This window comes from Deltaproteobacteria bacterium, assembly GCA_016208165.1.
Taxonomy (GTDB): Bacteria; Desulfobacterota; Desulfarculia; order JACQYL01; family JACQYL01; genus JACQYL01.
This window is the reverse complement of record JACQYL010000036.1, coordinates 12,035-26,969: the sequence shown is the minus strand read 5'-3', so window position 1 is coordinate 26,969 and position 14,935 is coordinate 12,035. Positions and strand designations below refer to the sequence as shown.

11 protein-coding genes are annotated in these 14,935 nt (G+C 54.6%); 4 read left to right on the top strand and 7 right to left on the bottom strand.

Annotated features, from left to right (window positions below; genetic code table 11):
- The first annotated feature begins 16 nt into the window (after positions 1 to 16).
- Positions 17 to 1,042 carry a DUF3187 family protein gene (locus HY788_08015; protein ID MBI4774110.1) on the top strand — a complete coding sequence of 342 codons (1,026 nt, stop codon included), beginning with the start codon at positions 17 to 19 and terminating at the stop codon, positions 1,040 to 1,042.
- Here HY788_08015 and HY788_08010 read toward each other — a convergent pair.
- From HY788_08010 to HY788_07990, 5 genes are all read right to left on the bottom strand, one after another.
- The gene (locus tag HY788_08010; protein ID MBI4774109.1) at positions 1,008 to 2,132 is read right to left on the bottom strand and encodes a hypothetical protein; all 1,125 of its coding nucleotides are present in this window, start codon (positions 2,130 to 2,132) and stop codon (positions 1,008 to 1,010) included. The genes HY788_08015 and HY788_08010 overlap by 35 nt on opposite strands.
- Positions 2,133 to 2,273: 141 nt before the next feature.
- Complete coding sequence (dctP, locus tag HY788_08005) at positions 2,274 to 3,428, bottom strand: TRAP transporter substrate-binding protein DctP (protein ID MBI4774108.1); 1,155 nt, start codon at positions 3,426 to 3,428, stop codon at positions 2,274 to 2,276.
- 183 nt (positions 3,429 to 3,611) lie between these two features.
- On the bottom strand, positions 3,612 to 5,780 hold the full coding sequence (locus tag HY788_08000) for an LUD domain-containing protein (GenBank protein MBI4774107.1): 2,169 nt from the start codon (positions 5,778 to 5,780) through the stop codon (positions 3,612 to 3,614).
- A complete protein-coding gene (locus HY788_07995) occupies positions 5,777 to 6,358 on the bottom strand; it encodes a lactate utilization protein (GenBank protein MBI4774106.1) in 582 nt (193 codons plus the stop codon). The genes HY788_08000 and HY788_07995 overlap by 4 nt, the downstream gene beginning before the upstream one ends.
- Positions 6,359 to 6,618: 260 nt before the next feature.
- Positions 6,619 to 6,876 carry a hypothetical protein gene (locus tag HY788_07990; GenBank protein MBI4774105.1) on the bottom strand — a complete coding sequence of 86 codons (258 nt, stop codon included), beginning with the start codon at positions 6,874 to 6,876 and terminating at the stop codon, positions 6,619 to 6,621.
- Positions 6,877 to 7,283: 407 nt separating this feature from the next.
- Here HY788_07990 and HY788_07985 point away from each other — a divergent pair, with 407 nt between their 5' ends.
- The gene (locus HY788_07985) at positions 7,284 to 7,655 is read left to right on the top strand and encodes a hypothetical protein (protein ID MBI4774104.1); all 372 of its coding nucleotides are present in this window, start codon (positions 7,284 to 7,286) and stop codon (positions 7,653 to 7,655) included.
- A gap of 92 nt (positions 7,656 to 7,747) precedes the next feature.
- On the opposite strand, the gene HY788_07980 is transcribed toward HY788_07985, so the two are convergent.
- Positions 7,748 to 8,938, bottom strand: coding sequence for an OmpA family protein (locus tag HY788_07980; GenBank protein ID MBI4774103.1), 1,191 nt, complete (start codon positions 8,936 to 8,938; stop codon positions 7,748 to 7,750).
- 650 nt (positions 8,939 to 9,588) lie between these two features.
- Positions 9,589 to 10,554: an OmpA family protein gene (locus tag HY788_07975; protein MBI4774102.1), complete on the bottom strand. Its 966-nt coding sequence runs from the start codon at positions 10,552 to 10,554 to the stop codon at positions 9,589 to 9,591.
- A gap of 1,092 nt (positions 10,555 to 11,646) precedes the next feature.
- Between HY788_07975 and HY788_07970 the strand changes: the two genes are divergently transcribed.
- Together HY788_07970 and HY788_07965 are read left to right on the top strand one after the other, a co-directional pair.
- Positions 11,647 to 13,908, top strand: a complete 2,262-nt coding sequence (locus tag HY788_07970; GenBank protein MBI4774101.1) for a PAS domain S-box protein — start codon at positions 11,647 to 11,649, stop codon at positions 13,906 to 13,908.
- Between the two features lie 40 nt (positions 13,909 to 13,948).
- Positions 13,949 to 14,803, top strand: coding sequence for a sensor histidine kinase (locus HY788_07965; GenBank protein ID MBI4774100.1), 855 nt, complete (start codon positions 13,949 to 13,951; stop codon positions 14,801 to 14,803).
- The last annotated feature ends 132 nt before the right edge of the window (positions 14,804 to 14,935 follow it).

Sequence of the window (14,935 nt, the reverse complement as noted above, 5' to 3'; positions counted from 1 at the left end):
TGGAGGCGACGCACATATGTCTACTTTCGAACGGAAGCGGATCATCCTCATTGTCGTATGTGTTTCAACGTGCCTGATGTCGGGTTCCTCTCTATGGGCAGAAGGACGGCAAGCGGAAACAGGCTTGTTCGAGCCGTTCGCCATCCGAAATCAAGCTATTCCGGCGCTCGTTTTTCTGCCCTTTGAAGCCGCTACTGCGAGGACCCTTCCAAGTGGTGGATTTCAGACTCGATTGGACGCGAGTTATAGCAGCATATTTACGGAGAAGCGGGATACCCAAGGTCGAGTGGACTTCGATTTGGAGCTGTTCGAAGGGGCTTTAAGGTTGGACTATGGAATCACCGACCGGCTTCAGGTAGGAGTGCAGGCGCCCTACCGCTTTTATTACGGAGGATTTCTGGACGGCTTCATCAAGGATTTTCACGATACGTTCAATCTTCCGGACGGGGGAAAGGACGAGTCGGAAGACGACCTCTGCCGCCTCATATGGAAATACGACGATACGGTGATCGCGAATCATATTTCGGCTCACCAGGGGGTGGGAGATGTTTCGCTGTTTGCAAAGGTTGCCGTGCTGTTGGAAGATCGGTGGATACCCGCCTTGAGCGTTCTGGCGCACGCCCGCATTCCCACGGGCAACGAACGCAAAATGCTGGGGGCCGGAGAGCCGGCCTTCGGATTCGGAATCGCGGCGGATAAGCATTTTGGAAATTTTTTCTTGAACCTGAATGTCTTTTATTTTTTACTGGATGAGCCCGATTTCTTCGAAGACCTGGAAGTGAACAATGTGTTTGCAGGCTCCCTCATGGTGGGTTACCAAATCACCCAAAACTTTGCTCCCATGCTCCAGGTGAATGCGGCTACTCCACTTTTCGACGATACCGGCATTGCGGCGCTGGACCGGGACCTCGTGCAACTCATCGTCGGATTCCAATACAACTTCTCGGCTGCGACACGTTTCCAAATAGGCTTTGCCGAGGATCTCGTTTCCAGTTCGAGTCCGGATTTTACAGTATACGTGGCGTTGAATCAGTTTTTTTGACAGGATTTTTTATCACGCCAAAGCGCACTCGCAACCTGTTGATAACGCGTACCGCGAGGCTTCCAACCGTTGCGGCCAAAAGCCCCGACACGGCCAGGTCCGCGACGGAAGGAGAGGTGGCGGAGCCGCCGGCCCAATTGGCGGCCAGGTCCGCCCAACTGAAAAACCGGAGCTTCGCCTGAGCGCGCCACTGATCGTAGGTGCGGTTGGGTGGACCGAACAGGTCCCGGTGAGCGCTGTAAAAGGCCTCGTCGGGATAGAGTCGAGGCCGGCTGTCGATCCAGCGGAGGTGGAAGGAGCCCGGATTCCTAAGTGCGGGCGCGATGAGCGCTTGTTTGTGATGGCCCAGGAACAGCTCGGAGAGCTCGATTCCGACTCCCAGGAGGACTGTGGAGATCCTGCCCTTATCCTCGGCTCTCAATTTGGCGTGGTAGTAATGAGTGAGTTTATCCATGCCCAATGATTCCCGGTATCCTCGAGCTTCAGCGGGAGCGATGAAATTGGCAATCAGCAGCCGATTGAATGGCTCGAACGAGGAGGCCGTCTCGGGAACGTACCCCAAAGAGGCCATGTATTGACTTACCGCCCGAGATCGCTGCCGGGCCGTGAGCAAGGGTAAGCGATTTTTCCGGGCAAACTCACGGAATACGGGGTCTTCCGACAGCATCGGATTCGAATTCAGTTCCTCGTCGAACTGCGTCAAGAAGCCGACCATTCCGTTCCGGCGGAATGCCTCGACACCCGCCTTGTAGCTCGGAAACCAGGGCTCTCGAACAACCTGCCCAGCGATCCGTTCCGATTGTTTTGCCCATGTCCTTGGAAAATGCGCCGGATGGAGCTTGTCCGCCGGAAGACCATACGTTTCCTCTCCCTGACCGAACCGATAAGCGGCGTCGAGCGCTTCCCGAATGGATTCGTAGGAGGTTTGTGTAGTGAAAATCGCGTTATGGATGTTCCCGAGCTCGCACGAGATGTTCACTGCCGATAGAATGATCGATAAGACCGTCACCAGGGTCCCAAAAAGCAAGATACGGTAAGCCCACTTGAGTATGAAGACAGGAAAGGCGGTCCGATTTGTGTTTCCGGCCATAGAACATATCGCCATGATTGAGGTTTCGATGCTATTAGAACGGATTGTTCGTGGAGATTCAATTGGAAAAGGTTCTCCGTCGCGCCGACTGAATTCCGGGAAAGGAGCGGTGCACAAGCCGGATTTCGTGCATAATCCGGACTAAAACGTCAATGGTTCTCCCTTGGCGTTTGTCAGATTCGACTCGGAAACTAGGCCCACAACGGGAGATTTCATGAATTCCAACTGGGACTTGAACGCTTTCAGGGCCAGAGGAGACCGTTTGGCGTGTTTTACCCAGATCTCGGGGGTCTGCTTTCGAAAGAGGTCCATATCCTGCGGGGAGAGGCGAATGACCTCGACGTGCTGATCTTCCCGGAGCCGCCGGAAGGCTTCCATATCAGCCTTTTGAAAGGTGGCATATTGGTCCCATGAATGTTTCTTCACGGCGACGCCAAGCACCTTTCTGAGCGGTTCGGATAGCGTTTCCCATTTTCTTGCGTTTGGACACAAACTCATAATCTCCGCGGCATCGTGGATGGACGGCGTTCCAGGAGGCCCGAGGATCACGTATTTCGCGAACTCCCCGAGACCCATCTGGTATCCCGCGGATGCGCTCACCGACCCTGTTGCGTCGATGGTCCCCGTCTGAAGCGCTTCATACACTTTGGACGGAGCCAAATCCACGGGTGTTGCTCCTGAGGCTTTGAGCAGATCTCTGCTCATTTCTTTCTCGAAGTGGATTTTCTTCCCATTGAAATCCTGGAAGGAACGTATGGGAACTTTGGAAAAAATCACCCGGCCGGAGCATTGGATAGGACCCACGTGCGCCATTTTGTGGGCGCTGTAAGCCTCGTTTGCGATTTCCGATCCGCCCATCCGTTCGTACCAGGTCTCCCACTGACCCGGACGGTCCGGTCCGAGGGGATAAGCGGATAAAAAGGTGCAAACGGGCATCTTTTTCGTCCAAGAAGCGTCAAAACCATGCATCGCGTCGATCACGCCCGCCTTGCAGGCGTCAAACGCCTCTTCAGCCTTGACTACGCCGCCCGATGGCACGCCCTCGAGGACAAGAGCGCCGCCGGAGAGCTCGGTCGTCATGCTGCATAGTTCCTGGAACTTCGTGAAGCCCGACGTGTCCGTATCCCAAACGGTCTGTATCTTCCAATGTACCGACGAGGAAGCGGAAGCTTTGCGCACGGACGGGAAGCCGAAAACGCTCACTGCGCCAATTGTGACGGTTGCGGCTGATTTCAGGAAATCACGCCGGCGAGTGGGCCGCTTCAAGGTCTCTTCACTGTCATGAACGCGACTCATGGGACATCCTCCCGGATGGTTCCTGAACAGGATTGTTCATGAACCTTTTCGCCACTACTAATTGGGGTTAAGAGTATTAAGAGTATCAGTATATTCAACTGAAAAAACGATCGAGTAAACATATGGACCCCGCAAAATATATAACGCTACGTCAAACAGCCATGCGCGGTCAACGATCGTTTTTCACGTGTCTTTCTTCTTCCGTTCAGCTATCTCTTCCACGAGATGTCGTACTCGAAGGTTTCTCCCTTGAGCATCCGCGCCTCCTCGAAGTTGCAGCACGCAGCCCGGACAATCCGTCAATAGGATTTCCGCGCCGGAAGCCTCGGCATTATCCAGCTTCTCTTGGAGGAGTTGAGCCGATATTTCGGGGAAGTCGAAACTGTACGAGCCGCCGAGGCCGCAACATACATCCTCCTTAGCCATGGGCACGGCGTCGAGTCCCGCTGAGGACATGAGGCTTTTGGGAGCAACGGTCACGCCGAGCCCCCTGCACAGATGGCATGGAGCATGGTAGGCTGCTCTCGATGTTGCCTCCGTGAAATCTTCACGACGCACTTCGAGTACATCCACCATAAAAGAACTGAAGTCGATCAGCTTATTGGACAGGCTGGACACTTCCTCGCAAACGTCGGGTTGGTCTCGAAACAACTTCGGATAGTTCTCTTTGATGTGCGAGCCGCAAGAGGCGCACAACGTCACCACGAAATCGAATTCGTTCGCTCGCATGGCCCGGGTGTTCTGGATCGCCAGGTCCTGCGCCGTCTCCTTTTCACCGGTCATAAGCGCCGGTAATCCGCAGCAGGTCTGGTCCAGGGGATACTCGGCGCTGACATTATACGCCTTCAGGAGCTTCAGTAGCGCGCGACCCTGTTCCGGATACACAAAGTCCACCAGGCAACCCCCAAAAACGGCCACGCGGAAGCGAGGGTCTTCGAGTGGAACGAAAAGACGCTCCCACTGATCCCTGAAAGGGACGGGCGCCAAGGCGGGGAGGCTCCGAAAGCGCTGTTCCTTGGTGAAAAACAGGGGAAGATGACGAATGAAACGGGCGTCTTTCCGGAACGGTTTCTGGGCGAGAGCCGCTTTTCTCAGAAGAAAATGAAAGCGTTTCCGGTTCTTCAGCACTTTGCGTAGCAACGTGTTCTTAGTTGGCTTCTTTCGGTCCTCTTTCAGAAGGGTCCTGTAGACCTCCTTGATCAGAAAAGGAAGATCGATGCCGGCAGCGCAGATATTCTTACAGGCCTGACAGTTCAGACAATTCTGAACAATGGCCCGGGCGTTGTTCTTTCCGTGATAGAAATAGGTCAGAATCAGCCCGATGGCGCCGATATACACATGCCCATAGTTGTGCCCGCCTACAAGCCGGTATATGGGGCAGAGGTTGGCGCAAGCTCCGCATCGGATGCAGCGAAGCGCCTCCCGGAATATGGGATTCCTTGCCAGGGCCAGTCGGCCGTTGTCCAGAAAAACGATATGGATCTCCTTGAAACCTTTCGGCCCCGGCGCACATTGGTTGGCGCCCGAAATCCAGCTGACGTATGTCGAGATGATCTGGCCGGTGGCGTTCTTTGGCAAGACCTCGAGTATGCGCAAGGCGGTTTTCAAGTCAGGAACGAGTTTATCGTATCCTACCAGCGCCACGTGCACGGGTGGCAGCGTGGTCACCAGCCGCGCGTTTCCCTCGTTGGTTACGAGGCCGATGGTTCCCGAGTCGGCGATGGCAAAGTTGGCTCCGCTGATTCCCATGTCCGCTTCGAAGTACGCTCGACGGAGCAGTTTTCTGGCCGTACGAACCATCTCGCTGATATCGTTCGGGTTCTGATACGTTCCGGTGACCCGTGTAAACAGTTCGGCAACTTGGCCTCGCGAAAGATGGATGGCGGGCATGACCATGTGGGACGGTCCTTCCCGACGCTGCTGAATGATCCATTCCCCCAGATCGGTTTCGGTGACGTGCAACCCTTGTTTCTCGAGGGCATCATTGAGGAAAGTCTCTTCCGCCGTCATGGATTTCGATTTGATGATGTTCCTGACGCCGTGGGCGCGCGCAATGTCGCATATAATGGCGTTTGCCTCCGACGCATTGTTCGCACTGTGAACCCGGATTCCGGCATCTTCAGCGTGGGCCTTGAAGGTCAAAAACAGTTCCTCGAGTCTCGATACGGCGGCGTCCTTGCAATGGGCAATTTCGCGAACGAGTGATTCGAGGTCCATGCCCGCGAATGCGGCGTCTCGAGATTGCTTGTACGCGGACGAGAAGTTGTCCAGAGTGTCCCTCAGAAAGCCGTTTTCAATGGCCTGCTTCAGGATGTTTCGATAAGTCTTCAGGTCTTGAGCCGTATGGATCATGCATCGTCCTCGTCATCCATGATCAGAAGATGAACTTCCAATGGACCGTGGACGCCGATGGTAAGCACTCGTTCGATATCCGCAGTCCGGCTGGCCCCGCTGATGAACGCCAAAAAGCGGGGAGGGCGCTTCATGAGGCGGTCGAGGTCCTCCTCGAGGCTGTACGCATCCGGCCGAATACGGGATCGGCGGAGCGCGGCCACATGTATCTCGCACAATGTGGTGGCAATGCGGACGTCTTCGGAACTCGAGTCCAGAACAATGGTTCCTGTTTCAGAGATTCCCCAGTCGGCAACCGTAAATGCGGTATGAATGCGGTTCATGTGGCTTCTGAGATTTCCGGTAAGAAGGGTCAGGCCTTCGGACCCGCACAGTTTCCTGAAATGGGCTTCGGCCGGGGCCGGCAGGGAGGGGGCGGCGATCGTACTTCCGCCGCGATGTTTTACGAGGTCGATCGTATAGCGGAATGCGTCTCCGGTGTTCGCAGCCTCGGACACACGGATCTGAGCCGCCTCTGCCCTGGTTTTCATCCGTAGGGCGAGTAAATGGGCTTCTTCCTGTCGAGTCTGAGCTGCCAACGGAACCAATCCTCTTGCTAAATCAATCCCTTGAATCACCCTGCATGCGATTCCTTCGTACGGATTTCTCAACACGTGAAAATCCACGGACCCAGGCCGGGTGAAAAAACGTCCATCGTGTGCTACTTGGGGAACAATAGCACAAAATACGGACATCTTCCAAGTTCTAGCGCCAGGAGGTGGTACGAAGCGGGATTTCGAGGGCAAAAGACGGTTCCGCACGGGGCCTTCCGGGCCGCACACGGAACGCGCCTTCCTTCTTATTTAAGGAGTTCGAAGTTGCTGATAAACTGCCCGATCTGCATGCCCAGATACACGCATTCAACTCCGTCCAGGCACTCATCGGCATCCTTCCGTTCCAGATGAGTGTGCAATTTATGGTCGCCCTTCTCCAGCTTCACGATCCAATAGTCTTTGTCTTTCTTAAATTCGAGGCCCAGATCTAGCTGGTGCTTCTGGATACCGGGGTACATTTCCAGTAATTTCTTTTTCAATTCAGCTTCATTATGATGATGCATGTTTATCCCCCTTGTTGCTTGAGTCGTTTCCTGATCAGAATACCCAATACACATTCATCTCGATTGTCACATTCTAGGCATCCACCTGGGCGCGTGTCAAGGGCGGCAGCGCCGAGACCTCTCGACGGCATCAGATCGACGACATCGGATGTCGGAGATTCGGACATCATGACTCCCTCCCCATACAGTCTGCCGGAAGACAGGAGGGCATTTCGGGGAGATCCGCCCCGGTATCAAGGAACCCGGAAGAGCGCATCCAAATGACCGTTTCTATGCATGGCTCGACGGTGTGTTCAGGGAAGACGCGATGTTCGGCGAAGCTGAGGTTGGACCCCACCATTGACAGTGCGGAATGAGTGTTTAGGTAACAAGGGAAAAGGCTGAATGTTTAAATCGGGAGGGATCTCATGGAACGACTGGAAGATATCAGCAACCGGCTGGACATCATAAGCTCGATCGATTGGAATATGACTCCGGAGGAGGCGGTCACGCTTTACCTCGAGTGGGGGAACAACTGGTCCCATGGTAAGCACCTGATCCGATCAAAGGAGGATGTTTCTTATTACTTCGTGGTGAATACGTGGACGGACCCACCGATGATTTATCTGATTCGTCGAAACTCGGACGAAGCTACGGAAATCGCGGGCATCGAATTGCCCGAACCGCTTAGGCACAGATTCCTCGAGTCCATAGGACATAACCGTGGAGTCTACGCCCTCAGCGAGGAATTGACGGACTGGCTGAAATCGAACCTGGAACCCGCTTCTCACATGAACTGAGAGCGTCGAACGACAGAGCCGCACCGTGTGACGAGGGTGTTGAGCACGCTCATTCCCGTCACGGGTGCAGGCTGGTTATGTTGGAGTCTGATTTACTTCACTGAGATCGGGTGGAGCTCCGTCCGTCGGTTCTTCGCTCGGCCGTCTTTCGTCTTATTGGACGCCACGGGTTGCGAAAAGCCATGACCTGTGGTCGGAAGTCTGTCCATGCTGATCCCTTTCTTGTTAAGATAATTCGCTACCGCTTTGGCTCGTCTCAGGGACAGCTTTTTGTTGTATTTCGCTGAACCCACATTGTCCGTATGGCCGGCAATCTCGACCGTGAGGGAGGGATTGTTTTTTAGAGTCTCGGCGACCTCGTCCAGGTAGCCATGAGCGCTGGACTTGATTTTGGCCTTGCCGAAGTCGAACAACACGTTGCCTAGGCTCCAGCATCCTCTCTCATCGACTCTGGCGCCTTTAGGGGTGTCCGGGCATTGATCGAGATGATCATAGACGCCGTCTCCGTCGGAATCCAAAGGACACCCTTTTTCGTCAACTTTGGCGCCCGCAGGAGTGTCGGGACATTTGTCCGCGTCGTCCGGCACGCCGTCACGGTCCGTGTCTCGGCCCAAGAAAACCCTTTCCACAAAGTCGGCCATGGCCTGAGGTTCGACAATGTCATCGGCTGCAACCGAAATCCCGCATTCCCCTTTGGCTGCAACTTCTTCGAGCACCTTTCTTCCCGCCGGATCGTCGCCAACGGCAACGGTGTAGATGCAGAGACGGTTACCAAAGGCCTCCTTCAGTTGTGTCGCCGAGCCAACGGGAGAGCCGTCCATGTCTTTCCCATCGCTGATAATAATAATGGCCAGTCTTCCTTCCGCGGGTGTCAGGGTCTCTTTTGTGAGATCCATGGCCGAGGATAACGGACTCAGTCCTCCCGACCATTCGATGGAATGCAAGGCGTTGGCGAGGTCGTCTTTGACATAATCTGTAAGTCCATATACGGTTAATACTCTGGTACCGAATGGGCTATTGACGGCGCCAAACGAAGTCAATGCCCCTCCCATCTTAAGATCCGGGATGGTCTGGTTCAATTGTGATGCGATTTCCTTGGCATAAAGAAACTTGCTTGTGGTTTGATACGGTTCGGTCATGGACTGAGACGCATCCAATATGACGGCGAAGTTGTCTACCTTCTGTAGGATATCGCCGTTCCGGAGTTTCGAGTTCAGGTCTACCGCCTGAAACTCGGCGTGTTGATTCATCCCTGCGCAAGCGGAGAATAGTGCAACTGTCATTAAACACATAATTCCTAACAAACGCTTGATCATAATAGTTCTCCCCTCCTGTGTAAGAAAAGCCGGTCTAACATGTAGGTTTACATCTCATATGAACATGCATATCTAATGCCATTCATCCGCTTATGGGGTCGAAAAAAGTTAAGAGTCAATTCAAGAGTTGAAAGCGAGGGTACGCGGCCGAACCGGAGACGTGTTCATCGCCCTGTGGCTGCCTCGGCTGGGAAAGGCTCCATTCTAAGTAAGAAGATCCGACATGGAAGATCGTAAATGCATCATTGGTGCGTACGTTAAATACGGGGTTGGTTTATCCCAACCGCCCGTCGGGTATAGCCCCAAGCCAATCCGTCAAACATGCATATAATATAGCATAACGGTATTTTTGGGAGATTGCAATTGAATTCCATGGGGCTGTCGGCAGCACCGGGATCTCTCGCCGGCATCAAGTCAACGGCAACGATTCCTCGAGTCCGCGGGACACGACCGTGGAGTCGACACCCTCGGCAAGGAATGGATGGACCGGCTGAAGTCGACTTTGGAATCCGCTCTTCGAGTGAACTGAGAGCGTCGAACAAAAGCCCGGCCGTGACGGCGGACGTTGAGGAAGTCCAACTCCGTCACGGCCGGAAACCGGTCCTTCCAAGTTTGAGTTACTTCGAATAGATCGGGTGAAATTCCGTCCTTCGGTTCTTGGCGCGGCCCTCGTCCGTGTCATTGGATGCGACAGGTCGCGAGAAGCCATAACCCGTGGCTGGAATCTGGTCCACACCGATACCCTTGCCCTTCAGATAATCCATCACGGCCTTGGCTCGAAGTATGGACAGCCTTTCGTTGTAATCCTCCGAGCCCACATTGTCCGTATGCCCTTGAACTTCGACTTTGAGGGAGGGGTTCTTCTCGAGAATCTCGGCGACCTCGTCCAGGTATCCATAAGAATCGGGCTTGATGTCGGTCTTTCCGAAGTCGAACAATACATTCCCCACGCTCCAGCATCCTCTCTCATCCACTCTGGCGTCCTTGGGAGTGCCGGGGCATTGATCGAGATAGTCCTTGACTCCGTCTTCGTCGGAATCCAGAGGGCATCCCACCTTGTCCACCGTGACGCCCATCGGGGTGTCGGGGCACTGGTCAAGATAGTCGTAGACGCCGTCCTTGTCGGAATCCAGCGGGCATCCCTTTTCATCCACCGTGACGCCCATCGGCGTGTCGGGGCACTGATCGAGATAGTCATAGACGCCGTCCGCATCGGAATCAAGAGGGCAGCCCTTTTCGTCGACCTTGACTCCCTTGGGAGTATCGGGGCACTGATCCAGGTAGTCGTATACCCCATCCCGGTCCGTATCGAACGGACAACCTTTTTCGTCCACCTTGACGCCCTTGGGAGTGTCAGGACAAGTGTCTATGTCGTCCGGCACGCCGTCACGGTCCGTGTCTCGGGCCAGGAAAACCCTTTCCACAAAATCAGCCATAGCCTGGGGCCCGAAAATGGTATCGCCTGCAACCGAAACACCGCACTGCCCCTTGGAAGCCACTTCTTCGAGTAGTTTTGCTCCCCCCGGGTCGTCTCCAACGACCACAGTGTAGATGCAGAGACGGTCACCAAAGGTCTCCTTCATTTGCGCTGCCGAGGCGACGGGAGCGTTGTCGATTTCCTTGCCGTCACTGATAATAATGACGGCCAGTTTACCATCGGCGGGGGTGAGGGTTTGTCGGGTCATGTCCATGGCTGAGGCAAGAGGGCTCAGTCCACCCGACCATTCGACGGACTGCAAGGCCGTGCCGAAATCTTCCTTGACATAATCCGTGAGCCCATAAACGGTTAATACTCTCGTACCGAGCGGGCTATTGATGGCGCCAAAGGAAATCAATGCCCCTCCCATCTTAAGGTCCGGTATAGTCTGGTTCAATTTTGATGCTATTTCCTTGGCATGCAGAAACTTACTTCTGTTTTTGTATGGTTCCGTCATGGACTGAGACGCATCCAATATAACGGCGAAGTTGTCTACCTTCTGGAGGAATTGACCCTCCTGCAGCATCTGATTCAGATCCACGCGCTGAAAGGCGACTCGTTCGCTCGTTCCGGCGCATCCGGAGACTAATACAACAACCACTAAGCACATAAGTCCCAAATAATGTCTGCCCATGGTAGCCCTCCTATCCTCTTAATGAAAAGTGAACAAACGTAAAGACTAAATGACCGAACCGTAGTGCATATGTAATGAGATTCATCCAATCATGAGGCCGAAAGGCTCCGATCGGAAAATCAAGATCGTGGTGCGGGGGTTTGTCTCGGGGCGAGCAGGTGGTCGTCGCCCTCCGGATATCCCCGTCGGGAGAAGCCCAAAGACATTTCAGGAGATCCGCGGGCAAGCTTATGAGTCCGACGTCATTGAACTTCAGAGACGCAGGCTCCGCCCGTCGCCGCTCTCCCATCCGGCTATACGCCGGAACAATCGATCGAAACATATACAGGATGACGATCTTGTCAAGGGGAGTCAATGAAATTCTGTGCTACGGAACACAAGCCGGAGCGGGAACTCAGCAATGGTGTTGCACAAGGCCGGACACTCTTCTACAATCCGGTGTACGCCTAACGATCCGTTTGTCACGATCCGGCGATCGAGTCCGTTTGAAAGAGTCCCGATGCGAACCCGAAAAGCGCTGCATCGGAAATCGCCGGGCGCCCTTCGAAGGAAGGCGCAAACAGCATGAATCCGGACGATCAAAAAATAAACATGGAGCGCTTCGGCGTGTTCGTCGAGGGAATCGCCGAGGGGGTTTACGAAACCAACCTTCGAGGCGACTTCACCTTCTTTAATCGTGCATTGTGCCGGTTGTTCGGTTGTTCTCCCGAAGAAATGCTTCACCGCAATTTCCGGGAATTCATGGATGAGTATCGCGCCCAGCAGGCGTTTGAACGATTCAACGAGGTCTATCGGGCCGGCAAGGAAATTACGGATCTGGTCTGGCAGATCACACGGCAGGGTGGAGATATTCGGATCATCGAGTTGTCCGCTCGTCTGATTCTGGACGGCCAGGGCGAAAGGACCGGGTTCCGGGGGATCGCCCGCGACATCACCGAACGGCATTACGCGCAGAAAGCGCTGAAAGAATCCGAGCAGCGTTACCTCAGTCAATACGAAGCCAGCCGTCGGGCCGAAGTCAGATATCGGACCCTTCTGGATTTTGTCCCGGATCCGCTTATGGTCTTCCATCTGGATGGAACGGTGGCCTACGTGAACCCGGCCTTTGTAAATGTCTTCGGTTGGAGCTTGGAGGAACTGGTCGGCCGGCGCATTCCGTTTGTTCCCCCTGATTTGAAAGAGCAGACGCGGGCCGGACTCGGGAGATTGAAACAAGAGAAAGTGATTCATGGCTTCGAGACGAAACGGCTCACCAAGAGCGGCCGCTTGTTGGACATCCGCTTGGGAGCCGCCATGTTTTATGAAGAGACCGACCGGCCCGCCGGACAAGTGGTTATTCTTCGGGACGTCACCGCAGAAAAGAGGGCGACCAGAATCAACCAGGCGCTGCTTCGCGTGAGCATGGCCCCGCACAAATCCCGTCCTCTGAACGAATTCCTCGAAGTCATCATCAAGGAGATTCAGGAACTCATTGACGTTGAAGGCGCATCGGTGATTCTCTTGGATGAGGCGAACCGGGAGTTCTATTTCCCCGTGGCGGTGTACGAGGATACGGACGCCGGGAGGAAGATGAGAGAAATCCGTTTTCCAGCGGACAAGGGCGTAGCCGCCGAGGTGGTGAGAAGAGGAGAAGGGCTCATCGTGCCGGACACGTCCAAAAGCCCCTACTTCTACCAGCAGGTAGATGAGCAATCCCAATACCGGACCAGGAACATGCTGGATGTTCCCATTGTCACGAAAGATCGGATCATCGGCGTCTTGTGCGCGGTGAACAAAAAAGGAGGCGATTTTGACAGGACGGACGTGGATACGCTGAGCGCTGTTGCAGGCACCGTTGCGCTCCCCATTGAAAACGCGCGGGTGAACCAGGAACTCAAGTGCTCTTACCAGGAGGTACAGAGTCTCAACCAGGCCAAGGACCGGATCATTCACCACCTTTCCCATGAATTGAAGACTCCGGTTTCGGTGCTTTCCGGCAGCCTGAGCATTCTGGGCAGGAAGCTTGCCGGCATGGACGTCCATGACATGGACCGGACCCTCGAGAGGGCTCAACGAAACCTGGAGCGTATCCTGGACATCGAATACGGGATCGAAGACATTCTGCGCGACAGAAAGTACCAGGTCTATCGTATGATGTCTGCTTTGTTGGACGTCTGCGCGGACGAACTCGAAGTCCTGGCGGTTGAAGAACTGGGAGAAGGCGAGGTTGTGGATCGTATTCGGCATCGCATTCGAGAGCTCTTCGGTCCCACGGAATCCCCGGTGGAGAAGATTTCCTTGACCCGTTTTGTGCGGGAGCGAGTGGAAGCGGCCCGGGCCAGGATGTCCCAGCGCCGGCTTTCGCTGATGACTTTTTTGGAAAACGACTCGTGGGTGCGGATGCCTCGAGATGTACTCCGGAAGGTCATCGACGGCCTCATCCGCAATGCCGTCGAAAACACACCGGACGGAGGCCGCATCGAAGTAAACGTCCGCAAAGATGCAGAAGGTTCTATCCTCGAGGTTCATGACTATGGGGTAGGCATCACGGACGAGAATCAGCGTCGTCTGTTCGAAAGCGTGTTTACGACTCACGAGACCGCGCACTATTCTTCCAAACGTCCGTATGATTTTCGCGCCGGGGGTAAGGGGTTCGACCTCCTGAGGACCAAGATCTTTTCGGAAAGATACCACTTTCAGATCCGCCTCGACTCCAACCGCTGCCGCTTTATCCCGAGGGACGCGGATCTTTGTCCGGGGAATATCGATCTCTGCGCGCATTGCGGCGACGCCGGTGACTGTTTCAGCTCAGGTGGAACCACGGTTACTATAGAATTTCCGGGTTGAACCCGGCCGTGGTTTCGTATACGGTTTGTAAGAAAAGCGAGTGATCGGGAACATGAAAGACGATCGGGAAACACGCTGCGACAAGGAATCGACTACCGTTGTTTCAGCTTCGTTTTTTCGCGAGCTCCAGATCGAGTTCCTGCTTCATGAACTGAAGGATCCTTTCTCGGTTATAGAAGCGGGAGTGCGGTCGTTGCTGGAGAAACGGGATAAGTTCGGTCCGCTTTCCCAACGTCAGGAACGCGCGTTGCTGCGCATTCTGAGAAATACCACCAAGACCAAAGGAATGCTCAACAGCCTGTTGGAGGTGGGGAGATCCGAAGCAGGCACGTTCCGCTGTTGCACCTTTTATCCGGTTCAGTCCGTGTGTAACGCGATCATGGATGCTTTAGAAACCACGGGAAAGCTGTCCTACGAAGAGCTTGGCGCATGGAAAGGGTGGAGGGACTTCGCGGGATTTCTGCATGAGCATGGCGTTTCCTTGAACGTATCTGCCCGGATCGAGGGCAAGGAGATGGTGCAGGACGAGCCCAAGTTTTGCCAGATTGTGGGAAATCTGTTGAAGAATGCTCTTCATCACCGGGAACGGCGAGTTCACATTGATCTCGATCTGGAGGGGGACATCATCGCTGTGCTGGTTCAGGACGACGGCCCCGGAATTGATCCCAAGCACAGGGAATTGGTTTTTCGCAGATACGCGCAGATACATTCGGATACGATTCAATCCAGAAAGGGTCACGGTCTCGGATTGGCCGGCGCCCGCATTTTAGCCAGGCGGCTGGGAGGGGATGTGGTTATTGTGAGCGGAAAGGAAAAAGGCGCTGCCTTTCGGCTTACATTGCCCTTGGAACTGCAATCGAATCTGACCGGACCGGAAGGGGACGTCGGGCCATAACCGGATCGGAGTCTATCGGTTCCGACGGCATGGGGCGGGAGGATCCCGAGCATCCGATCCTGATTCAGGAACGGTTGGGGCCGAAGCAAAGCACCTGAGGAGCCGGGGAAGATGGGCGGGGGCCCTGGGCGT

What these genes read in the sequence shown, in the direction of transcription:
- HY788_08015 (MBI4774110.1), top strand. Translation starts at nt 17, where the DNA reads ATGTCTACTTTCGAACGGAAGCGGATCATCCTCATTGTCGTATGTGTT.
- HY788_07980 (MBI4774103.1), bottom strand. Translation starts at nt 8,938, where the DNA reads ATGACAGTTGCACTATTCTCCGCTTGCGCAGGGATGAATCAACACGCC.
- HY788_08000 (MBI4774107.1), bottom strand. Translation starts at nt 5,780, where the DNA reads ATGATCCATACGGCTCAAGACCTGAAGACTTATCGAAACATCCTGAAG.
- HY788_07990 (MBI4774105.1), bottom strand. Translation starts at nt 6,876, where the DNA reads ATGCATCATCATAATGAAGCTGAATTGAAAAAGAAATTACTGGAAATG.
- HY788_07985 (MBI4774104.1), top strand. Translation starts at nt 7,284, where the DNA reads ATGGAACGACTGGAAGATATCAGCAACCGGCTGGACATCATAAGCTCG.
- HY788_07975 (MBI4774102.1), bottom strand. Translation starts at nt 10,554, where the DNA reads ATGAAGGAGACCTTTGGTGACCGTCTCTGCATCTACACTGTGGTCGTT.
- HY788_07970 (MBI4774101.1), top strand. Translation starts at nt 11,647, where the DNA reads ATGAATCCGGACGATCAAAAAATAAACATGGAGCGCTTCGGCGTGTTC.
- HY788_08010 (MBI4774109.1), bottom strand. Translation starts at nt 2,132, where the DNA reads ATGGCCGGAAACACAAATCGGACCGCCTTTCCTGTCTTCATACTCAAG.
- dctP (MBI4774108.1), bottom strand. Translation starts at nt 3,428, where the DNA reads ATGAGTCGCGTTCATGACAGTGAAGAGACCTTGAAGCGGCCCACTCGC.